Genomic DNA, 23170 nt, shown 5'->3' on the forward strand with positions numbered 1-23170 from the left:
GACGACGGCTGGAGGCGCGTGCAGGCGGCGACGTGTCCTCAGCGCTCGACGAGGACGTAGCGACCGGGTTCGCCATAGGCGGTGAGCTCGCCGAGGAGCTTGAGCGAGTGCTCGCCGCAGCGGGGCGCGGCGGCGATGGGAGGGCCCTCAGGAGCGCGGGGACGAGCGGGGGCCTCGCGAGCGCGGCCATAGTGCACGATGATGGGCGGATCCGCCACAGCGGCGAGCCGCAGCGCGTCGACGAGCGGATCGAGCGAGAAGCTCTCGACCCATGTGCCGGCCAGCCAGAAATCGAGGGCTCCTTCCTTTTCCGTTAGCCAGACGTCCAGGCTGCGCCAGCACCGCTCCCGGCTGTCGCTGCACTCCGGCAGCGCGGTGGCGCCGAACATTTCGGCGAGCCGCTCTCCCCAGCGCGCGTTGAGCCGCAGGGAGTGCACCCTTCCGGCCGACTCGAAGTCGAGCATCGAGAGGGCTTCCCGCTCGAGATACACCGGCCATGAGTCGGCGATGATGCCGCCGAGCGCGATGTCGTCTGTAAGATAGATGTGACCGCTCGCGTCGACATAGCGGTGAGTGTCCGAGAACGAGATGAGCGGCGTTCCTTGATAAGATGGATTCCAGGTGCGGCCGCGCTTCATCTGCGCGAAGATCCCATAAACGCGATCGTCATAAACGAGCCCGCCGATGGCCTCCTCCATCTCGAGGATCTGCTTGGAGACCGGTAGCTTGAGCGCGCGCAGCCGACGCACGAGATCATTGCGGTCCGTCATCAGGGATGGGTCGCGTCGCGCGCCGGCCCGCTCGAGCACGCGCACCGCCCGCTCGCTGAGTAGCCCGTCGAGCCAGCTCGGCGGGTCGGCGAACAACCGCCGGACGAAACCGCGTGTGCTGAACGAGGTCCGCGCTGCGAGCGCGCCGCCCACCTTGCGGATCAGGTGAACGCTCACCCCCTCCGCCGCACCGCGCTCTGCCCAGAGGAAGCCCTGCTCCGTCGGATCGTCGAGGCGGGCCGGGAGCGCCGCGGCGGGAACCCGCGGCTCGGCTGGGTGAGAGCGCTCCACATGCTCCTCGATGTCCATCCATCCGGCCTCGACCGCCCCCGCGGGCCGCGGCGCGAGGGTCGCGAGCGCCTCGATGGCCAGAGCGGCTTCTTCCACGGAAGGAGCGAAGATCCGAGTGATGTCGCCACGCCTGTCGGCGTACGGATCGCCCTCTGCCACGAGCAGCGAGCCACGCGACCAGAACCGGTGCTGCTCATCCGATGCTTTCTCGACAATGTCCGCGCCGAGCCGTCCGGCGACGGCGCTGCCGGCGCGAACGTATGCCGTGACGCAGAGCGCTCCTCGCCGGAGCGGCTGGACCTCGGCGAGCAGCGCGAGTTTTTCCAGTGCGGCGAGCAACGAGTCAGCCACAGGGGTGCAGCGCGTGGCGGGCTTGCCGTTCGAAAGGAAGCGGGCGCGGTAGATCCGGCCGGCCGAATCCATGAGGTACTCGATGACAGCCTCCGGATCGTGTGTGCTCGATCCGATGGGGATCGCGAGCTCTCCGGCCGGGGTCGGCTGCGGCTTGAACGCGCCTGCCTCGAGCGTGGCGGCAGGGTCGATCGTCAGGATGGGGGAACGGACGCCGCCGAGCTCGCGCTGCGCCGCGAGGACGGCATCGTAGATCGGTAGGCCTCGTGCCGCGAGCATGGCGCACAGATCCTGGGAGCTAGGGGTGCCGTGCTGGTCGGGCTCGAAGGCGAAACCGCGACGCGCGCGCTCCGAGAGGTGTTCCAGGATGTTCTCATGCATTGCCGTCATCTCAGCGTGCGGGTTGCTTGTAATCGACCATGGGCGTGAAGGTCCCCGTGTCGGCGGCCATCGCTGCGCGAAGCCAGGCCGGATTCGGCCGCGACCAATTGGAGCGGCGGCCGCGCTCCCCCGGCGGACCGTAGCCAGGGATGATCCCGTTCCCATCCGTCCGCGGCGCGCCCCAGCGCGCGTTCAGGTTCGCCAGCGTCTGGCTGCAGTTGGAGCAGGGACGTCTCGGCGTTCCGTCTTCCTCACGCGCGCGGATGGACTTGATCGAGCCAAGGCACTCCCGGATCTTTTCGTGGTCGCGAGGGTTGTCCGGATCGAGTGGGCGCCCCCTATTGTTCTGGCGTTCCCATTGACGAATGTACGCGGTCAGCGCACGGGGTTCGGCACATGTCGTCGGGGGACGTCCGTCCCGATCCGGATATAGCGGTGCCCGCTCGGTCCCCATATTCGGCGGCATCGCCTGCTGCACGATGGGATGGATGTTCCCCGCATCCCGCTCCGGATCTCCGAACGGGTACGTCCCCTGGCTCCCGCGCTCAAACCGCCCCGCGCTGCCGCTGACCGTCGACCAGACGAGCCCGCTCGGGTCGATCCGCAATAGCGGCGCGTTCGCCGCGTACGCAAATGGCTCCAGTCCGCCGGCGAGCCCGATGGGATCCGCGCTGATGTACTGCCCCTCGGCCGGGTCGTAGTACCGGTAGCGGTTGTAGACGAGCCCCGTCTCGGCGTCGGCGTACTGCCCCGGGAAGCGGAGCGGCGTGTCGGCCTTGGCGCCGGGGCGGGGCGTGACGTCGCCCCACACCGCCGGATCGAGCTCCGCGAGGATGCGCCCGGCGCCGTCGACCAGGAGCTCGGGGCGCTCGGCGTGGTCGTTGACGTAGTGGACCCACCCGCTCTCCGTCCGCTCGCCGCCGGCGACGCGCTCGTCTCGGTGCGCGAGGGGGAACGGCGTCTCGGGCCGGAAGACGTACGTGCGCCGCTCGACGACGGGTGCTCCCGCCTCGTCGCGGGTCTGCCGGATCTCGTGAACGAGCACGTCCCCATCCCAGACGAAGCGCGTCAGCGCGCGCTGCCCGTCCGCGCCGGTCGCCTCTTTCCACGCGCGGCGGCCGAACGCGTCATACGCGAAGCGCACGGCGGCTCCATCCGGCGTCACCACCCGATCGAGAATGCCGTGAAGCCCCCATTCGTACCGCCATCGCTCGGCGCTTCCGTCCGGCAGCCGCTTTCGCTTCTCGACGCGCCTCGCCTCACCGTCATAAGCGTACGTCACGTCGCCGTGCGCGAGCAGCCGCCCCCCCGGGCCATACGTCGACGGGTCGCCCGGCGCGCCGTACCGGTTGCCAGCCCCGTCATAGCGGAAGCGCTCGCCCGGTGCGCGCTCCGGCAGGCGCGCGAGCGCGAGGACGCGCCCGCAGGCGTCGTGCTCGTAGCGCGTCCGCGTCCCATCCATGTCGATGGTCTCGAGCAGCACCCCGGCGTGTGACAGCGCATAGGCGCGATCGTGTACGAGATGGAGCGGCCGGCCGACCCAGGCCGGCTCTCCGGGGCGGGGTCTTCGCTCGATCGGTGCCACCACGGTGCGCCGCACGACGCGCCCGAGCGCGTCGAGCTCATGTCGGATCTCACCGCCCAGCGGCAGCATCCGCGCGACCTCCGCGCCCATCGCATCGCCGCGCAGCCGCACCGCCTCTGTCCCGCCGAGCAGGAGCTCGATCGGCGCCCCCGACGCGTCGCGCGCGATGCGCTCGACGTAGCCGAGGCTCGTCGCGCGCTGCACACGCTTGCCCATCGGGTCATAGGCGCTCCGCACCGAGACGGTGGCGCCGAGCACGGTCGACCTCTCCTCGACACACCGGCCGCGTTCATCATAGGAGAACTCGCAGCACGCGGCCGGGTTCTCCGCCACCACGACGCGGCCCACGGCGTCGTACTCGAAGTGGTCCCTGGTATCGTCCGGGTAGACCCGGTCGGTGAGGCGGCCGGCGAGATCGTAGACCAGCACGGTCCGCTCCCCCCAGCCATTGTCGATCGAGGTGACGCGGCCCATCCCGTCGTGGCGGTATCGCAGCGTCCTGCCGTCGAAGGTGCGCTCCTCGACGATGCGCCCGCTGAGGTCGCGGACGAGCCGGTGGACCTCGCCGGCGTCGTTGATGACGGCCGCCAGATCTCCCTCGCGATCGTACCGCAGGTGGAGCCGGCTCCCGTCCGGCCGGCGCAGCTCGTGGACCACGCGGAAGCCTGCCCAGGAGAGCTCGCAGCGCGCTCCGTCGGCGTTGGTGATGCGCGAGATGTTGCCATCTTCGTCGTACTCGAACCTGTGAACTCCGCCGTCTGGCAGGTGGATGGCCACGAGCGCGCTCCGCGGGTCGTAGCCGTAGCGCGTCTCGAGGCCGCGCTCGTCCGTCAGCGCAACCGGCCGCCCGAGGAAGTCATAGGCGATGCGCCGCCGTGCGCCGTCGGGCTCGTGGACCTCGACGCGGTTCGCATGCTCGTCCAGCACGAACCGCGTGGTCCCGCCGTTCGGCAGCGTGGCGCCCACGATCTGCCCGTGGTCGTCGTAGGTGTACTCCACGAGCAGCCCCGAGGCGTCGTGGGCGCGGCGCAGCTTGCCGAACGGCGTCACCTCGTAGCGGACCTCGTTGCCGAGCGGGTCGATCTCGGAGACGAGGTGGCCGGCTGGATCGTGCGCGTACCGCGTGACCGCACCCAGCGGATCCATTGCGGCGATCACGCGGCCGTCGCCGTCCCGCTGCCACAGCCATCGAGCGCCGACCGCGTCGACGTAGGCCGTGATGTTGCCGAGAGCGTCGTACTCCAGCTTGTGGGCCCCCGGACCCCACGTGCCCAGATCCACGGCGCCGAAGCCGTTGACGTGGTAGCGGCGGATCTGCCGCGAGTCGGCGACCTCGGTGAAGTCGTCTCCGTAGGTGAGCGCGCAGTGCAGGACGCCGCGCGCCCGTGTCGCGCCGTCCGCCAGGAGCTCGGGCACCCCGTCGGCGAGGCTGGGATCGGTTCGCCCCGGGTGCTCCGCCCAGGTCTCGACGCACCGATGGGAGCCGTCGTACCGGAACGACACGCGCAGGCCGCCCGGGTAGGTGCGCTGGGTGAGGTAGTGCTCCTCGTACGCGAACGTCGATCGGCAGCCGAGCGCGTCGACGGCGGCGACGAGGTCGCCGCGATCGCTGTATTCGTAACGGCGAAAGGCGACCCAGCGTCCTTGCTCCGCCGCGTTCTTCACCTCGAACGCCGCGATGTGGCCGTCGGGGTGGCGGCGCACGCGGATGACCCTCCCCACGCTGTCGATCACGGTGTGAAGTCGGCCGGCCTCGTACCGGAGCTCGATGGAGTTGCCGGCGCGGTCGGCGATGCGCGCCAGCGGGACGGTGCCGCGCGCCTCCTCCTCCGCGCGGAAGAAGACGAGGACAGAGCCGCTATCGAGCGTGAGCGCGTAGCCTTCTTCCTCGCGGGTGAAGTACATCCCGCCCTCGATGGGGAGCACCTCTCCCACGGCCGGGATGTCCAGCCGGATGAACGTCCCGTCGGGCCTCCAGATCAAGACCGTGCGCCGCCGCAGATCGAGCTCCCACGCAAGGGAGTGGCTCCAGCCGTGGCCCAGGCCGACGTCGCGATCGACGCGCGCCGTCGAGTACGAGCGCTCGACGAGCAGGGGGATGCGCCCGCCCAGCGCGAGATCGACCGCCGGGAGGGTGTAGACGCGCCCCGTCGTGACATCCACCGGATCCCCGGCCGCGGTGCCGCCTCGATTGCCGTGGCTCGGGTTCGGACAGCCGCTCCCGCTGCCCGGGCCGCAGCTGCCGGCGCCTTTTCCCCCGCCGCCGGCGCCGTTGCCGCCGTGGTTCGGCCCTGCGCCCTGCCCGTCGCCGTTCCCGCTGCCCCTCCCTCCGCCGCCACCTCCACTGCCGCCTCCTCCTCCCATGATCCAGACGCCAGGGTTCATGCCGGGAATTGCGGGGATGTTCGGGACAGGAGCGGTGCGGGCCATGGGCTCCTGCGGATGTACCGTGTAACGCCCGGCGTTTGAAGACAGGGCCCGCGGCGGGCGGGTGTCCGGTGTCCCGGAGGCAGCCGTGAGCCTCGGCGGGACCGATCCCGGTTGTCCGGAGGCAGCGGTGAGCCTCGGCGGGACCGATCCCGGCTGTCCGGAGGCAGCGGTGAGCCTCGGCGGGACCGATCTCGGTGTCCCGGAGGCAGCGGTGAGCCTCGGCGGGACCGATCCCGGTTGTCCGGAGGCAGCGGTGAGCCTCGGTGGGACCGATCCCGGTTGTCCGGAGGCAGCGGTGAGCCTCGGTGGGACCGATCCCGGTTGTCCGGAGGCAGCGGTGAGCCTCGGCGGGACCGATCCCGGTGTCCCGGAGGCAGCCGTGAGCCTTCGCCGGACCGATCGCGCGTCGACGAGGGGCGCCCGCGCACCGACGACGCCGCCCTCGCGCCGCACCTCCGCGCTCGACGCCGCGGGCCGGCTCTTCCGGCCGGACAACCTCGACGCCCTCGTCCCCGGCGACTGCGCGGCCTTCGTGGTCCTCGCGCGCCCCGGCGTCGCGCGGCGCGCGCTCCTCTGCGAGCTGGGACAGATCGTCGGCCTCTCCACCGCGCACGCGCGGGCCCGCGTCGGTGCGCACGCAGCAGCTCTTCTGCGATCCGCAGCAGCTGGAGTGCCCCGCCCAGCGGATCGGCGCGCTCGGCGCCGCGGCCATGCCGCTGCACCTCGCCATCGCGTCGGAGGCGTTCGCGCGGGGCTTCGCGCCGCACCCGTGTGCGGTCTCCCTCGCCGGGAGCGACGGCGGGGAGCGCGCGGCGATGGTGGTCGTGGCGCCGGGGTGAAGCGTAAGGACGTCACAGGTGACCTGACGTGGACTTTGTCACGTCCTGGCCCCACCGGTCCTGAGGTCTCGATCCCGTCGCCGACGAGCTCGTGGTAAGCTCGAAATTATGAGCCAACCGGGGAAGGTCAGGCGCATTCACGACCATGAAAATCTGGTGCGTGAGCTGCGAGAGAACAAGGTTGACGCCCTCGAGATCGTCCGGGAGGCGCTCTCGAACGCGAAAGATCACGGCGCGCACCGGGTCTGGATCAGGACCTGGCGGGAGGCCACGCCGGACAAGCCGAGCATTCTCTTCGCGGATGACGGCGAGGGCATGAACGACGACCGTCTGGGCGCGTTTTGGGGGATCGGTGCGTCGAGGAAGGCCGCGCAGCTTCGCATTGGATACAAGGGTCATGGGACCAAGCTCTTCTTCGCGAGTGAACGGCTGACAGTAGCCACTAAGTGCAAGGGCGACTCCTCGTGGCGGATATGCACTGTCCGGCGTCCATCAGAGTTGAAGGCGGATGCCGACATCGATGTCCACTGGCTCGGGTCGGATGAGCAGCGAGCACGGGATCTCGTCGAGCTTGGTCTGTTCGCGCGTGAGAGCGGGACTGCGATCTGGGTAGAGCAGCTGCTCTTTGGCGATGCCGACAAGCTGCTTCGCCGTCGAGGCCTGTGTTCTTATATAGATTGGTTCACAGTCATCGGAGATCTGAGGAGTGGCCTGTTCGATACACGTCTGTCCTTCCACGAGGCTGTCGAAGGTGACCACGTCGAGGGGCTAGCGACGCAGGAGGTCCCTCTGCGCCCGATAAGGGTGGATCTTCGTGTGAATGGGGAACCTACCTATACGCCCATGTATGGGCGTGACAAGGATCTGATCGCCGCATGGGGAAAGGACGTCGAGCACTATGCCCAAAAGCCGGAACTGCACAGCTTCGGCCATCGCTTCGCCGACGTCAACGAGAGCTCGGCCGCCAACAAACGTGGCGCGCGCGACGACCTGACAGCGCTCCGTTTGAGCTCGCCGGCTGACTGGATGCGCGAAGACGGCTACGGGATTATCGGTCGCATCGAGGGAAACCGTCGTCAGCGGGAATATTACGTGGAGGCGAGCTGGCAGAACCATCGCGGACTCTACGGCTTCGAGGAACGTTTCGGTCTCTGGCTTTGTCGTGACTATATTCCAGTCGTCCGCAAGAATGAGCTTCTGGTGAGGGCGCTCGAGGAGGCCTCGCCGGATGGTCTCGGTTACGATCTCGGGAACCTTCGCAATTGGCAGGTGTTCATCAATCATCAGCGGTTCTTACCTACGGCCAACCGCGGTGATGTCTCGAACTTCACGGAGCATGCGCCGGCGATACATAACTACCTTGTGGAGTGGTTGCGGGAGAAGCTCAAAGAGGAATCTTTCAGGGACTGGATCCAGCGTCTACGCTCCGCGAGGCACTCGGGTCTTCGTGAGCGCGAGGTTCAGCAGATGGACCGTCGGCGAGACTACGTTCGAGCTTGGCTCGACAAACCGAAGAAGGCCGAGGTTATCGATCCCTCAGACGTGCCAGGGCTCACGCCGCTCGATCTGGACGAGGCTATTCCCATGATGGCGCCACGTTCGGAACAAGAGCTATTCTATCTGTACGGCCTTCTGTCGAGCCGTTACCGCATGCCGCTTCACGTGCTCGAATATAACGCCAAGATTGGTGTTGACGCCATCGCGAGCGTAGCACATGACGCGCAGCAGCTCATCACTCCAAAGACGACATTGGCGCGGGTTGAGTTCAAGTTCGACGTTTCTGCGGGGAACCCGCTCGATCACTTTTTCAAGGCCATAGATGCCGTCGTTTGCTGGAAAGTGCATAGGCATGGGCCTATCTTTGAGCAAATCGCTGGCGATACCACGGGGCTTCTCCAGAAGCGCAAGAAGTCCTTGCTGTCGCCGCCGATGGACACCTTCGAGATCGAGTATGAGGTTGACGGCAAGCGGCGCGTCATCCCTGTTCTCGAGGTGTCAACGCTGTTCGAGCAGTCTTCGCGATCGAAGAAGCGTTGATGCTGGTTCCGCGCAAGTTACATGCGCGATCGGGCACGATGCCAACCGGTGTGTTCACCGACGGCCTGGTACCGTCGTCGGGAGATAGCTGGGAGCCTCCGCTGGACCGTGTGCGGTGTCCCGGAGGCAGCCGGGAGCACTGGCGGGACCGTGTGCGGTGGCTGAGAGAATCCTGGGAGTAGTGGCTGGTTTTGACTGAAATTGTCTGGACCCGGTCGGCTTGACGATCTCGTGCGCTAGTTTCGACGCAAGGAAGTGTAGCCCCTCCAGCGGCCGAATCCGGCCACCAGCCGTCGACACCCTCGCCTGAGACTTGAAACTCAACCCGCAGGTGGTCGACGCCTTCGCCGGAGCCCGTCGCCAGACGGCGAGTCGGCCCGATCGCGCCTCGCGCCGGGGCCGTACAGCGCAGGAACCTGCTCCCCTTCGCGGTGTCGAAAGGCGCCATGCCCAGGCCTTCCCTTCCGCTCGCCGGCCTCCTCCTCGTCGCCGCCCTCGGCACCGCCGCGACCTCCGACGCGGCCACGGACGGCCGCGAGGCGGTCGCCCGTGGCCTCGACCTCTTCGTTCACGCGCCCGACCGCGGCGCGCCCGGCGCCACCCTGCCGGTGCAGGTCGTCGCGCTCGGCTTCCCCACCGCGATCACGCTCCGGCCGCTCGAGGCGGTCACCGTGGAGGCGACCTGGGATCCAGAGCACCTCGGCAAGGTCAGCGCCGTCCCGCCGCCCGTGCGGGTCACCACCGACGCGAAGGGGCGCGCTCACCTCGACGTCCCGATCCCCGAGGGGCCCGAGCGCGAGCTCCGGCTGCTGCTCGGCGTGCGCGCCGGCGACCGGCAGCGGACCCGGACGCTCACCGTGCAGCGACTGGCGCCGCTCCAGGTCGACCTGCACGTCCCTGACACGCGCGTGGTGCCGGGCAGCGCGATGTCGGCGTGGATCACGGTGCAGAGCCAGGCCTCGGGGCAGCCGGCCCCGCGGGTCCCCGTGGAGGTCAGCCTGCTCGAGGGCGGCGTCGCCCGGCACACGGCCGTGGTCACGACCGACGCGGCCGGCGTCGCCATGACACGCGTGCCCGTCCCGTGGATCGACGAGCCCGGCTGGCGCTGGATCCTCCGCGCCCGCGCGCGGGGCGCGGCGGGGGCCTCGTCGAACGCCGCGGAGATCTCCCTCTCGCCGCGCGAAGAGACGCCCGGCGCCCCGCAGATGCTGGCCGAGTGGTCCGAGCAGGATCTGCGCGCCGGGGATCGCGCAAGCTACGTGATCCGGATCCGCGATGGCGCCGGCCAGCCCGTGGCCGGGCTGCCGGTGCGGATCTGGACCGGGCCGAAGGGCACGAGCCCGCCCGAGGACAGGGCCGCGTGGGAGAAGCTCACGACGCCCGCGCGCACCGACGCGGCCGGCGAGGTCCGGGGCGCGGCCACGGCGCCCACCACCGTGGTGCAGGGCGCTGGGACCACGCTGCGCGTCGTCGCGCGCGCGACGTTCGAGGGGCACGAGCTCGAGCGCGAGGCCACCGTCTCCGTGGAGAGCCCCACCTCGGAGGCGACGCTGCTCCCGGAGGCGGGCGCGATCGTTCCAGGCGTCGCTCAGCGCATGCTCCTGCGCGTCCGCGATGCGCGGCGGAAGCCGGTGCAGGGCACCTTCACCGTCGAGGGCGACGGGCTCCGGGCCGCCGTGACCACCGACGCGTACGGCGAGGCCGAGGTGACCTGGGAGGCGCCCGTCGAGCTCGGGGCCTTCCGCAACGTCGGGCCGTGCGCCGGCGGCGTCGCGGCGGCGGTGCGCGTGCGGCCCGCTGGCGAGCTCCCGGCGCTCGCGTCGCGGCGCGAGCCGTTCGCGCTGTGCGTCTCCGTCGATCGCGACGCCTCGGCGCTGCTCCGGCCCGAGCGGCTCCTCGCCCGCGCCGGCGACGCGCTCCCGCTCCGCGTGGTCGACGCCCGCGGCGCGGACGCCCGCGCCGACCGGCGGCCGGCGGGCGGCAGGGCAGGGGACGGCGGCAGGGCAGCGGACGGCGCCGGCTGGAGCGTGATCGTCCAGGCGGACAACGCGGCCCGCGCGGCGAGCGCCTGGATCGCCGGAGGCCCGGAGGGCGGCGCGCTCGGCCTGCCCGAGGGCGCGGCCGGCGTCTGGACGCTCAGCGCCGCCGCTCCTCGGCCGGGCGCCGCCGCGCGGCAGGCGGGCGGCGCGGTGCTCGTCACGCCGCGCGTCCTCCCTCGGCTCGAGGCCCGCATGACCGGCGGCCGCGCGGCCCCGCGCGGCGCCGTCGACGTGGACCTCGCGCTCACCGACGGGGGCAGCCGCGGCCTGCCCGGGACCGTCGCGGCCGTCGTCGTGGATCTGCACGGCGGGGGCAGCGTCGGCGGGCTCGCGGCGCTCGACACGCGCGCGCGGCTCTGCCAGGGCATGGTCGAGCCCGAGCGCTGCGGCGCCTTCCTGCAGGGCGATCCCGCGCTCGATCCTCTCCGGCGCGCGGAACTCGGCGCGCGGGCGCGCGAGGCGATCGCACCGGCGAACGATCCGGCCGGCTCCGCGCGGGCGGCGCTCGACGAGGCGTTCGGCCAGGTGCTTCGCTCGCTCGAGGGGGCGGTCTTCGAGGCCACCAGCGACCCGGAGCGGCTGCGCGACGTGCGCCGCCGCGGGCCGGGCGGCGCCTATGCATGGAACCCCGAGCTGATGACCCTGGTCACGGCCGCCATGGATGCGCCCCCCGAGACGCCCGGCGGCGAGCCGCTCTCGCTCGCGGACCTCCTGGCGGTGGACCCGCAGGTCACGTTCGATCACGTCGCTCGCCGCGTCACCCGCCTCAAGCTCTTCCGCATCCTCGCGGCGGCGCGCGCGTTCCGGCGCGAGCGGCTGCTCGACCCCGACGAGCCGGCGCTCCGCGATCCGAACGCGCTGCTCCGCCGCCTGGTGCGCGACGCGCAGCTCGAGGAGTCGCTCCTGCTCGATCCCTGGGGCGGCACCATCCAGTTCACCCCGACGACCGCGCCGCCCACGCCGTTCCTCACGGTGCGGCGCGGCTTCGCCCTGCACGCGCCGGGGCCCGACGGCCGGATCGGCACGGGCGACGACGTGCGCGATCCGTTCGAGCGCGTGCTGCGCTCGGGCACGCCGTACGCCAGGGCGGTCGGCGAGGATCGCCTCGTCGACGCGAAGTTCGACATGGAGGTCGGCGACGCCACGGTGTCGGCGTGGGAGAGCCTCCTGGAGGAGCTCACGGGCACGTCGCTTGGCGAGGGGCTCGGCCTGAGCGGCATCGGCACCGGCGGCGGGGGCACGGGCTCCGGCGTCGGGTTCGGTTCAGGCCACGGCAGGCTGGGCGGCGCCCACCGCACGTCGAGCGGCGCGCCGCGGGGCGTGTTCTTCTGGTCGCCGCCCCAGCGCACGGACGGGAATGGTCGCCTGCGGATGCGCATCCCGCTCGGCGACGTCGAGACGACCTTCCGGCTCGTCTTCGTGGGCGTGCCGGACGGCGCCACGCCGGCCACGGCCACGCTCGACGTGCCCACCGCACAGCCGCTCTCCGCGCGCGTGGAGGCGGGCGCCGCGTGGGTCGAGGGCGACGAGGTCGACGTGGAGATCTCGGTCCGGAACCGCTCGCCGAGGCCGCTCCGCGCGATCGTGGAGCTCACGGCGCGCGGCGTGGCCGCGCTCGCGGACCCACGCCGCCGGGCGGTGGCGGTCGACGTGCCCGCGGGGGGCGCGGCGCCGGTGCGCGCGCGGGTGCGGGCGCTGCGCGCCGGGCGGGCGGAGCTCGCGGTCGCCCTGAAGGCGCAGGGGACCCCGGGCGACACGCTCGTGCACGCGTGGGAGGTGCGCCCCGCGGGCGAGCCCACCGATCTGAACATCGCCCAGGTCGTCGAGGGCGGCGCCACGGCCACGCTGAGCGTCGCGGCGGACGCGCAGCGCTACCAGCCCACCGGCCGCCCGCGGCTCGTCGTCGAGCGCGGCCTCGCGGGCGCGCTCACCGCGGCGCTCGAGGCGATGGATCCCGACCGGCTCTCGTCTGCCGGGGCGATGGCGGACGCGGTGGAGGTCGCGGCGCTCGTGGGCCGCTGGGCCGCCGCGCGGGGGGGCGATGGCGCGCCGATCGCCGCGCGCGCGGAGGACATCGGCCGCCGCGCCGTGGGCCGGCTGCTCGCGTACAAGGAGAGCAAGAAGGACCGGGGCTTCTGGCCTCCGGCGCTCCGGGCGCGCACCTTCGCGCCCGCGTCCGCGGCGGAGGAGCTGCCGAAGATCGACGCGCGCTGCCCGCCAGAGCCGCTGCACCCCGCGGCAGCGCTCGACGCGCTCGAGGTCGAGCCCTCGCCGGCGGGGGGCGCGGTGAACGCGTGCTGGGACGCGCTCGTCACGAGGACGCTGGACGACGTGATCCAGAGCGGCGATCGCGTGGCGCTCGCCCGGGTCCTGCTCGCGCTCGCGGAGCGGCCGCACCGGGCAGCGCTGGCCGCGAACGTGGCGGACCGGCTGCGCGCCTGGGTGGCGCTGCTCCCGACCGGCGGCATCACCTTGCCGCCGGGTCAGGCCGAGGATCGGAGCGCGCGCGCGGTGGTCTACGCGGCGCTCCTCCGCGCCGCCGGGCTCGGCCGGAGCGCGGCGTCGCCCGCGAAGCTCCTCGGCTGGGTGGGCGTGCAGCGCGACGTGCGCGGCGGCTACGGCGCGCCGGCCAGCACGCGCGCGGTGGTGCGCGCGCTCCTGGCCCACGGGGGCGAGGGCCGCGGGGTGGCGCGGGTCACGGTGACGTCGGGCGGCGCGCGCCGCGACGTGGAGGTCGGGCCGTCGGGGCGGCTCGTGGTGCCGCTCGACGCTGGCGCGACGGAGGTGACGGTCGAGGTGGCGGGGCCCGCGGTCGTGGCGCGCCTGGAGCGCCCGGCGCTCCGGCGCTGGAGCCGGCCGCCGGCCGCCGCGGCGAGCCCCGTGCAGGTGGAGATCTCCTGGCCGAAGCGCCTGCGCGCGGGAACGACGGGCAAGCTCGCGGTCTCGATGCGCCACACGCTGGGCCGCCCGATCGAGGTCGACGTGCGCATCCCGCTTCCGCCAGGGGTGTCGCTGGCCGCGCCGCTCGGGGGCGTGCGGCAGGTGAACGGCGTCCTCGCGCTTCGGGCTTCTGTGGAGGCGAGCCGGCTCTCGACGCTGGTCGAGATCCCGGTGCGCTTCGCCCTTGCCGGGAAGGTCACAGCGCCCGAGGCGCAGGCCCGGGTGGCGCAGGAGGAGCTGCCGCGCGCGGTGGTCCCGGCGCGGCCGATCCTCATCGAGTGATCGGCGCTCCTGGATACCGGTTCACTCTCCGCCTGCGCCGGCGCAGGAGCACACGGCTGAAGTCGTGTTCGATGCCCGGCCACAGGGGTTCATATACACGCATCGATCGAGGGCACGGCTTCGGCGCGCCCGCAGGCTGTGGAGGGGAGGCGGCCCCTTCGAGTCATGATCGGTTGTTGATAGGAGCGTCTCTTTTCCAGTGACACGGCGCCATTGAAGACGAAGCGTTCGACGAAGAGATCACCTTGACACAAACTCGGATCGCCGCGCGCGCGGCCCCCTTCCGTGCCACGATCCCGGCCGTGAGCCCGCGATGTACGCTCTTGCAGCTGCTCCTCCTCGCCGCCTGCGGAGGCCCCCAGCTGCCCTCGCCCGCCGCCGTCGCGGGCACCGCCGAGGCACCGCCGCCGAGGTGCGTGCTGCCCGGCGCGCCGACGGTGGTGCGTCGCGAGGGCAACGCGGTGTTGCAGGTATGGGAGGTGCCGGCCGCTCCGGTGCTGTTCGAGGAGGTGCTGCCGAGCGCGCCCGGGTACCTGGCGTACCGTAAGGCGATCGCGGCGGCCGGCGGTGACCTCGAGCGTCCGGTCGCCGATCCACCCCAGCCGCGCGACGACGCCGAGCGCGCGCTATGGCGCCGCGAGGACGAGAACGCCGCGCTGATGTACGGCGACGCCGGTCGCGTCCGGCCTATCCGCTGCCTCGAAGCAGCCCTGTTCGCGGCCCAGGACGCGCGCTATTCGGAGCTCACTCAGCCCACCGAGTTCATCGCGTCGATCCTGCGCCGCGAGGTCGGCGGCCGGTCCGAGCTCAAGATTTACTTCGGGGCGAGCGACTCGATGTTCCCGCCCAAGGCGTTCTATGGCTTCGACGAGGTCCGCCGCGACGTGGCCGCCGGCTGGGAGTATTGGGTCGTCCTCCACAACCACACCGTGCGTACTCTTGACGGAAAGCCCGCCCTCGGCGTGCCCGCGCCGAGCACGAGCGACGTGCCGCTCTTCCGCGGGCTCGTCGAGGAGTCGGGGCTGCGCGCGGTGTGGGTCACGAACGGCTTCTACACCGGCGAGGCTACGGCCGAAGATCTCTCCCGCTACCGCACCCGCGATTGACGGTCAGCGCATAGCTTGCGCGAGGGTGAAGGTCGCTTCGGAAGGAGCGGCCCGTGCGCGCGCCGCCCCGAGGTCCGCACCATCCGGCCTCCACGCCGCTCCCGCCGCGTCGGGTTCCGGCGCCAGGGCTTGGCGCCGTCCGCCGATCGCCTACCATGCCCCCAATGGCCGCTACCTTCGCCACCTTCTCCCTGGAGGGCGACAAGCTCCCCGCGGACGTCGCCGTGACCCGCTTCGAGGCCGTCGAGGCGATCTCCACCCCCTACACGGTGGAGGTGCGCTTCGCGACGCTGGACGCCTCGTTCCGGGTCGAGGACTGCCTGCGCAGCCGCCTCTGCCTGCGCGTCGTCGACACGTCGGGCCAGGAGCGGCTCTACGACGGCATCGTCGACCGCGCCGGCTTTGCGCACATCGTGGGCGAGAGCCGCCAGTTCGACGTCCGCCTGCGGCCCGCGCTGGCCGCGCTCGCGCACCGCGAGGGGTGCCGCATCTTCCAGGAGAAGACCATCGTCCAGGTCGCGCAGTCGGTCTTCGAGGACGCCGGCTTCGGCGACAAGGTCGAGTGGCGGATCGCGAAGGAGTACGAGCCGCGCGAGTTCATCGTCCAGTACCGCGAGTCGCACCTCAACTTCGTCTCGCGGCTCCTCGAGGACAACGGCCTCTTCTACTACTTCCGGCACGAGGCCGCCGGGCACACGATGATCATCACCGACGACCCCGCCGCCTTCGAGGTGGAGGAGGGGCTGCCGGTGAGCTTCCGCATGGCGCAGGGCGGCCTGCCCGGGAGCCTGCCGCTCGCCAAGTTCACGAGGACGCGCGCGCTGCGCACGAGCCTCGTCCACCTCCGGGACCACGATTTCGAGAAGCCCGACGTGAAGCCGGAGTCCGCGCTGCCCCGCAAGGAGGCCATCGCGCTGCCCTACTTCGAGTACCCCGCCGGCTTCACGAAGGGGAGCGTGGGCGCCCGCCGCGCCGAGGCCCGCATGCGCGAGCTCTCCGCCGACGCCGACGTGTGCGAGGGCGAGAGCCGCGCGGCCGGGCTCAAGGTGGGCGAGCCGTTCGCCGTCGAGGGCGCCGCGGAGCCGTGCCTGAACGGCGAGTTCGTTGTCACCCACCTCGTCTCGCGCGGCAACCAGACGCTCACCGGCGGCGTGACGAACTACGACGTCGAGAACCTTTTCCGCGGCGTCCCCAAGGGCGCGCCCTTCGCGGCCGAGCGCCGCGCGAGGCGGCCGCGCATCCGCGGCATCCAGACGGCGGTCGTCACGGGGTCGAGCACCCAGGAGCAGGCGATCCACGTCGACAAGTACGGCCGCATCAAGGTCCGCTTCTTCTGGGACCGGCAGGGCCAGCAGGACCACACATCGAGCTGCTGGCTGCGCGTCTCGCAGGTCGCGATGGGCGGCTCGATGATCCTCCCCCGCGTCGGCTGGGAGGTCTCGGTCGCGTTCCTCGACGGCGACCCGGACCGGCCGCTCGCGCTCGGGCGCACGTACAACGCGGAGAAGACGCCGCCCGACGCGCTCCCCGCCGCCAAGGCGTCCGGCACGCTCAAGAGCATGTCGTCGCCGGGCGCGGGCGGCCACAACCAGATCGGCATGTCCGACACCGCGGGGAGCCAGGGGTTCGGCATCCACGCCCAGAAGGACCTCAACGTCACCATCAAGAACGACAAGGTCGAGGAGGTGACGGTCAACGAGGAGCAGCACATCAGCGTGAACGGCTCCCGCTCGGTGAAGGTCGACGACTCGACCTCCGTCGCCGGCAATCAATCGCTCGACGTCGGCGCGGTGCTCTCGCACAAGATCACCGGCAACCAGAGCATCTCGATCGGCGGCAACGACACGACCAACGCGATCAGCAACTACGTCGAGAAGGTCACCGGCAATCGCTCCTATACGGTGAGCGGGAACCAGATCACGATCTCGAACGGCGTCAGGCACTCCATCACCGGGGACATGAGCCGCAAGGTCGGCGCGCTGCAGCTCTCCGGCAGCCTGGGCTCGATCAACGACAACGTCCTCGGCGGGATGACGGAGACGGTGGGCGCCGTGAAGGCGCAGATCATCAACGGCAGCCACGGAGAGCAGATCACGGCCAACAAGGACCAGACCTCGCTGGCGGCGGAGCTCCACCTCACGAAGGGCTCGCTCTCCCACGTGGCGCTCGGCGTCACCAACATGGTCGGCGGCCTCCATTACCAGAAGCTGGACGGTGATCTCGTGGTGCAGGCGCCGCTCATCACCCTCCTCGGCGCCGTCGGCGTCTTCAAGGGCGGCGGCAGCGAGCTCAAGCTCGGCGGCGGACCCGTCGTGATCAAGGGGTCGAAGATCGCGGTCAAGGGCGCGCTGGTGGTCAAGATGGGCGCGTCGATGAAGCTCGGATCGTGAGGGCCCATGGGCGCTAGTGACGTGAAGAGAGAGGTGAAGAGTGGCTGATCATCATGTCCTCGCGATCCCCTCCCTCAGCGTGGAGGGCAAGATCTACCGGGTGCTGCGCTTCGAGCTCACGGAGCAGCTCTCCGAGCTCACCCGCCTCGAGTGCGAGCTGCTCGACGACGAGGCGGCGCTGCCGAGGCCGAAGGAGGTCCTCGGCAAGCGCGCGGTGTTCACGCTGTCGCGCAGCGACGACACGCAGACGCGCTCTTTCGCCGGGACCATCGTCCTCGCCGAGCTCGTGCCCGATCCCGACGACGTGCCCACGCTGCGCATCGAGGTCGCGCCGGCGCTCTGGAACCTCGGGCAGCGCTCCGACTGCCGGATCTTCCAGGACAAGAGCGCCGTCGACATCGTGAAGGAGGTCCTCGAGGGCGCGGGCGTGCCCGCGGGCCAGCAGGACTGGCGCGTGACCGAGCCCCACCCGACGCGGGTCTACACGGTCCAGTACCGGGAGCGGGACCTCGATTTCGTGCACCGCCTCCTCGCCGAGGAGGGGATCTACTTCGCGATCCACATGAAGGACGACGAGGACGTCCTCGTCTTCGGCGACTCGCCGACCGGCCTCGAGGACATCGAGGGCGCGACGTCGCTGCCGTTCTTCCAGGACTTCGGCGTCGAGGGCTTCGCGGATCGCGTCGTCCGCCTCTCGCGGGAGGTCTCCGTGCGGAGCGACAAGGTGTTCGTCCGCGACTACGACCCGGAGAAGCCCTCGACGAAGCCGGAGGCGTCGGCCGAGGGGAGCGATCCCGGGGAGCACGTGCTCGAGATCTACGAGCACCCGGCGCGCACCGCCGATGCGGGCGTCGCGGAGCGGCTCGCCAAGGTGCTGCTCGACTCGGTGCAGGCGGAGCGCGACGTCGTGCACGGCGAGAGCGGCTCGCTCGCGCTGCTCCCGGGCCGACGCTTCTCGGTGGACGGCCACCCCTACGACCCGCTCAACCAGGAGTACCTCGTCGTCCGCGCGCGCATCGTCGGCAGCCGGCCGCGGGGCTTCGAGCTCTCCGGCAGCGCGGGCCCGGAGGACGGCGCGCGCGGGCTCCAGTCGATCTGCGAGTTCTGGGGCGTGCCGACCGGGAGCACGCGCTACCGGCCCCCGCGGCGCGCCCGCGAGCAGGTGATCCCGGGCACGCAGACCGCGATGACCACCGGGCCCTCGGGGCAGGAGATCCACACCGACGTGGGCGGGCACGTGAAGGTCTCCTTCCACTGGGATCGCTCCGGCAAGAAGGACGACACATCGAGCCGCTGGATCCGCACGAGCCAGGTGCCGACGGGCGGATCCATGCTGCTGCCGCGCGTCGGGTGGGAGGTCACCGTGCGCCACGTCGAGGGCGACGCGGACCGGCCGTTCGTGATGGGCCGCATGTACAACGCGCTCACGCCGCCGCCCTACGCGCTCCCGAAGGAGGCAGGGAAGAGCTCCCTCCAGACCGCGACGACGCCGGGCGGTGGCAGCACCAACGAGCTCCGGATGTCGGACTCGAAGGGCGGCGAGGAGATGTTCATCAACGCCTCGAAGGACATGTCCACCGAGGTGAAGAACAACGCGACCGAGTCGATCGGCAACAACCACAAGAAGAAGATCGGCGCGGATCAGACGACGAACGTCACGAACAGCATGACGACCAGCATCGGGTCGAACCAGACGCTCTCGGTCTCCGGCAACCAGTCGATGAAGATCGAGACCTTCCACGTGGACGACATGGGCGGCGATCACTCGCTCTCGATCGGCGGGAACCGCGACATGAAGATCGGCGGGGATCACAAGCGCGACGTCACCGGCAACAGCTCGCTCACGGTGTCCGGCAACCAGATCGATCTCGTGGTCGGCTCGGTCACGGATCAGACCCTGGCCGGCTTCAACCACGAGGTCGGCGCGGCGCTCGTCGAGCTCGCGCTGGGGCACCGCTCCGTGACGGTCCAGGGCGACCGGAGCGAGACGGCCACCGGCGCGAAGGTGATCGCGGTCAAGTCGGGCCGCGGCGTCCAGGTCGGCGGATCGATGAACGTGAAGGTCGGCGGCGCGATCGTCAACGTGGCGAACGGGAACCGCGTGGAGAGCTCGCTCGGCACGTACACCGAGCTCGCGGGGGGCGCGCAGCTCGTCAAGGCGAACAACGCCGTCTTCGAGGCGACCGGCGCGCTCACGCTGGTCATGGGCGCGTCGATCCTCTCGCTGACGCCCGCGAGCGTCGCGATCATCGGCGTCTCCGCGAAGCTCGACGGCGACGTCTCCGACACCGCCGCGCTGGTGCTCGACAACTGAGGAGGAGGCGAACGTGGCACGCGAGACGATTGCGCACTTCACGATCGAGGAGGTCCCCGCGGCCCGGGTGCTCCGCTTCGAGGCGATCCACGAGGCCGGCAGGCCGCTCGTCCTCGACGTGGAGGTGTACCTCCACTCGTACCAGGAGCTCGACGCGATGATCGGCAAGCCCGCGGCGCTCTCCTTCGGGGCGCCCGGGGAGGCGCCGCGCGTCATCGCGGGCACGGTGGAGGCCGCGACGTCGATCGGCTCCACCGAGCTCGGCATCGAGGGGCTGCTGGGCGTCCGCTACGCCGTCCGCGTCGTCTCCTCGCTCGCGCTCCTCGCGCGCAGCGTCGACTCGCGGATCTTCCAGGACATGAGCGCCAAGGAGATCGTGGCGAAGGTCCTCGAGGATCACGGGATCACCCGCGTCGCGTGGCGGCTGAGCGGCGACTGTCCGAAGCGCGAGTACTGCGTGCAGTACCAGGAGAGCGCGCTCGCGTTCATCTCGCGGCTCATGGAGCACGAGGGCGTCTACAGCTTCGTCGAGGTGGACGCCGACGGCGAGCTCCTCGTCTTCGACGACGACAGCACCGTCGCCGGGCCGATCGCGGGCGACCCCGCGCTGCCGTTCCGCCGGCGCACCGGGCTCAGCGCGGCCGACGAGCGCGACGCCATCTACTCGATCCGCGAGCTCGAGCGGGTGCGCTCCGGCAAGTTCGTCCTCCGCGATTTCGACTTCAAGCGGCCGAAGCTCGATCTCACGTCGACCGCGGCGTCGGGCGAGAACGACGCGCTGGAGCGCTACGAGTACCCGGGCGGCTACTTCGAGCCGAGCGAGGGGCAGCGGCTCGCGCAGATCCGGCTGGAGGAGGAGCAGGTCGAGCGGCACACGATCGAGATCGACACCGTCTGCTCGCGCCTCGCGGTCGGCCAGAAGCTCACGATCACGGACGCCGGCGAGCTCGACGGCGAGTACTTCCTCTTCGCGGTGAAGCACACCTACGTCCATGAGGGCGACGACGCGCACGGCGGCGGCGAGCGCGCGACGTCGCGTTCCAGGGCGCGCGCGCGCCTCGTGCCGGCCTCCGTGAAGTACAGGCCGCGGCGCATCACGCCGATCCCGCTCATCGAGGGGCCGCAGACCGCGACGGTGGTCGCGCCCGCAGGCTCGCAGACCGAGGCGATCCACACCGACGAGTTCGGCCGCTGCAAGGTGAAATTCCACTGGGATCGCAGCGACGTGATCGACGACAAGGCGTCGTGCTGGATGCGGGTCGCGCAGCTCCAGACCTCCGGTTCGATGATGCTCCCGCGCATCGGCTGGGAGGTGATCGTTGAGTTCCTCGAGGGCAACCCCGATCGGCCCATCGTGACCGGGCGCCTCTACAACGGCGTCTACATGCCGCCGTACGCGCTGCCGGAGGGCAAGACCCGCACGGCGATCCAGACATCGAGCACGCCGGGCGGCGGCGGAGCCAACGAGATCCGCTTCGAGGACAAGGCGGGCTCCGAGGAGATCATGGTGCACGCCCAGCGCGACATGAAGACGGTCGCGGCGAACAACGCGAAGAGGAACATCGGCAACAACGAGACGTCGGTCGTCGGGAACAACGCGTCGCTCGAGGTCGGCGGCAACCAGACGACGAAGATCACGAAGGGCTCACAGAACACGGTGGGCGCGAACCAGACGATCAGCGTCGGAGGCAACCGCAACGTCGAGGTGAACGCGGTGTCGGCCCTGACGGCGAAGGGCAACGCGACGACCACCGTGGGCGGCAACCAGTTCGAGATGGACGGCAACCCCCTCGAGGCGATGCTCGCGCTCGCGGCGCAGGCGGCGGTGCAGTTCGCGAGCGTGATGGCCAACAACGCGATCGCGGCGGTCCAGGGGCAGGTCGACGGCGCCATCAACCAGGTGATGGCGCCGATCAACGGGCTGACCCAGAAGGCGGCGGGGGTCGCGGGCGCGATGCAGGCCGTCGCCGGCGGGGACATGAGCCGCATGCCCGGGATGATCGCGGGCGCGTCGGGCATCCCCGGCGCGAGCCAGCTCGCGGCCTCGATGGGCGGCGGCGGCGGGGGCGGCGCCGCCGGCGGCGCGCCGGGCGCCGCGGGGCCCAACATGCTCGCCTCGATCGCGTCGAACGTGGCGCAGAGCAGCCTCGCCGGGAAGGTCTTCGTGAAGCCGGAGGCGCTCGCCTCGGCCCTCGGCATGGACGGGGGCGGGGGCGGCGGCGGGTCGACGGCCAACGTCGGCGGGCCGGACGGCGCCGTCGATGGCGTCGACGCGACCGACCGCGAGAAGGGGCCCGGGCACACGACCGCCAAGGTCACGGGCACCCACAAGGAGGACGTGGGCTCGATGAAGGTCCTGGGCGCGATCCAGGACATCGACAACAACGTGACCGGCAAGAAGACGATCGACGTCGGCGCCGCGACCGTGCAGGTGGCGTTCGGCAGCTACGCCGAGAGCGTCACGGGCTCGAAGAGCGAGAAGGCGACGGGCCTGGTCGTCCTCAGCAACGGCGGCGAGAGCGAGACGGTCACCGGCTCGCGCACCGCGATGGTGGGCGGCGCGGTCGTCGACAAGCTCAAGGGGTCACACGTGGTGCAGGCCGTCGGGCCTGCGACGTTCATCGGGGCCTTCCACAAGGTGGAGGCGAAGGGCGCCATCGTCTTCAAGTGCGGCGCCAGCGAGGTGGTGATCGACGGCGCCGGCGTCACCATCACGTCCCCGCTCGTGACCATCCTGGCGCCGAAGATCCAGCTGCCGAAGAAGGTCTCGGAGGTCTGATGGCGACTCGGTTCGACGGTGGATCGCGGGCGGCTTCTGCGTCGCTCTCGCTGGAGGAGCCGGACGCCGGGGCCACGGCCGAGGAGGCGTCCGAGTCGCCGCGCGTGACCCTGGACGACGTGCTCGCCGAGCCGGCCGCGGCGCCGCTCCCGGCGCGGACGGCGCAGCCGCTCGGCGCCGCCATGCGGACAGCGCGCGTCGCCTCGATCGCGGGGCGGAAGGCGTCGATCCACGTCCGTGGCGCGGAGGGGCCCGTCGACGCCCAGATCGCGCCCGACGTCGATCCCGAGGTGATCGCCGACGCCCGCGCCCGCGGCGACGCCGTGCTCGTCGAGCTCTGCGAGGGCGAGCCCCCGCTGATCGTCGCGGCCCTGACGACGCAGCGGCCGCACACGCTCCACCTCAAGGCGACCACCGTCGCCATCGAGGCGGAGCAGGAGCTGCTGCTCCGCTCCGGCCGAGGCGCGGTCCGCATTCGCCAGGACGGCGACATCGAGGTCGTGGGCAGCCGCATCAGCGCCGCGTCGCGGGGGCTGTTCCGGATCGTCGGGAGGCTCTTGCGGTTGAATTGACGGCACGCGCGGCGCGTCCGCTGGAAGGCTCGGCTGTCATAGCGTTCACTCAGGGAGCGTAGAA

10 protein-coding genes are annotated in these 23170 nt (G+C 71.2%); 8 read left to right on the plus strand and 2 right to left on the minus strand.

Annotated elements, in window-relative coordinates:
• Positions 1–38 precede the first annotated feature (38 nt).
• Positions 39–1691: a hypothetical protein gene (locus WMF19_RS18170; protein WP_437900247.1), complete on the minus strand. Its 1653-nt coding sequence runs from the start codon at positions 1689–1691 to the stop codon at positions 39–41.
• Positions 1692–1803: 112 nt separating this feature from the next.
• On the minus strand, positions 1804–5808 hold the full coding sequence (locus WMF19_RS18175; protein ID WP_437900248.1) for an RHS repeat-associated core domain-containing protein: 4005 nt from the start codon (positions 5806–5808) through the stop codon (positions 1804–1806).
• A 629-nt stretch (positions 5809–6437) separates the two neighbouring features.
• Between WMF19_RS18175 and WMF19_RS18180 the strand changes: the two genes are divergently transcribed.
• The 8 genes from WMF19_RS18180 (at position 6438) to WMF19_RS18215 (ending at position 23106) form a co-directional block, all read left to right on the plus strand.
• Entirely contained in the window at positions 6438–6647 is a 210-nt protein-coding gene (locus tag WMF19_RS18180) for a hypothetical protein (protein ID WP_437900249.1), read from the plus strand.
• Positions 6648–6755: 108 nt separating this feature from the next.
• A complete protein-coding gene (locus WMF19_RS18185) occupies positions 6756–8684 on the plus strand; it encodes an ATP-binding protein (RefSeq protein WP_437900250.1) in 1929 nt (642 codons plus the stop codon).
• A gap of 446 nt (positions 8685–9130) precedes the next feature.
• A complete protein-coding gene (locus tag WMF19_RS18190; RefSeq protein WP_437900251.1) occupies positions 9131–13945 on the plus strand; it encodes a hypothetical protein in 4815 nt (1604 codons plus the stop codon).
• A 302-nt stretch (positions 13946–14247) separates the two neighbouring features.
• Positions 14248–15051 (plus strand): hypothetical protein, encoded by an 804-nt coding sequence (locus WMF19_RS18195; protein WP_437900252.1) that lies wholly within the window; start codon positions 14248–14250, stop codon positions 15049–15051.
• A gap of 164 nt (positions 15052–15215) precedes the next feature.
• Positions 15216–17441, plus strand: a complete 2226-nt coding sequence (locus WMF19_RS18200; protein WP_437900253.1) for a type VI secretion system Vgr family protein — start codon at positions 15216–15218, stop codon at positions 17439–17441.
• A 40-nt stretch (positions 17442–17481) separates the two neighbouring features.
• Complete coding sequence (locus tag WMF19_RS18205) at positions 17482–19755, plus strand: type VI secretion system Vgr family protein (protein ID WP_437900254.1); 2274 nt, start codon at positions 17482–17484, stop codon at positions 19753–19755.
• A gap of 13 nt (positions 19756–19768) precedes the next feature.
• Positions 19769–22534 carry a type VI secretion system Vgr family protein gene (locus tag WMF19_RS18210; RefSeq protein WP_437900255.1) on the plus strand — a complete coding sequence of 922 codons (2766 nt, stop codon included), beginning with the start codon at positions 19769–19771 and terminating at the stop codon, positions 22532–22534.
• Complete coding sequence (locus tag WMF19_RS18215) at positions 22534–23106, plus strand: hypothetical protein (protein ID WP_437900256.1); 573 nt, start codon at positions 22534–22536, stop codon at positions 23104–23106. The genes WMF19_RS18210 and WMF19_RS18215 overlap by 1 nt, the downstream gene beginning before the upstream one ends.
• Positions 23107–23170: the final 64 nt, after the last annotated feature.

The organism is Sorangium sp. So ce124 (assembly GCF_051525235.1).
Lineage (GTDB): Bacteria > Myxococcota_A > Polyangia > Polyangiales > Polyangiaceae > Sorangium > Sorangium atrum.

Excerpts from the sequence above, each read along its gene's own strand:
- WMF19_RS18170 (WP_437900247.1), bottom strand. The coding sequence starts at position 1,691 with ATGCTCGCGGCACGAGGCCTACCGATCTACGATGCCGTCCTCGCGGCG.
- WMF19_RS18175 (WP_437900248.1), bottom strand. The coding sequence starts at position 5,808 with ATGGCCCGCACCGCTCCTGTCCCGAACATCCCCGCAATTCCCGGCATG.
- WMF19_RS18185 (WP_437900250.1), top strand. The coding sequence starts at position 6,756 with ATGAGCCAACCGGGGAAGGTCAGGCGCATTCACGACCATGAAAATCTG.
- WMF19_RS18190 (WP_437900251.1), top strand. The coding sequence starts at position 9,131 with ATGCCCAGGCCTTCCCTTCCGCTCGCCGGCCTCCTCCTCGTCGCCGCC.
- WMF19_RS18200 (WP_437900253.1), top strand. The coding sequence starts at position 15,216 with ATGGCCGCTACCTTCGCCACCTTCTCCCTGGAGGGCGACAAGCTCCCC.
- WMF19_RS18215 (WP_437900256.1), top strand. The coding sequence starts at position 22,534 with ATGGCGACTCGGTTCGACGGTGGATCGCGGGCGGCTTCTGCGTCGCTC.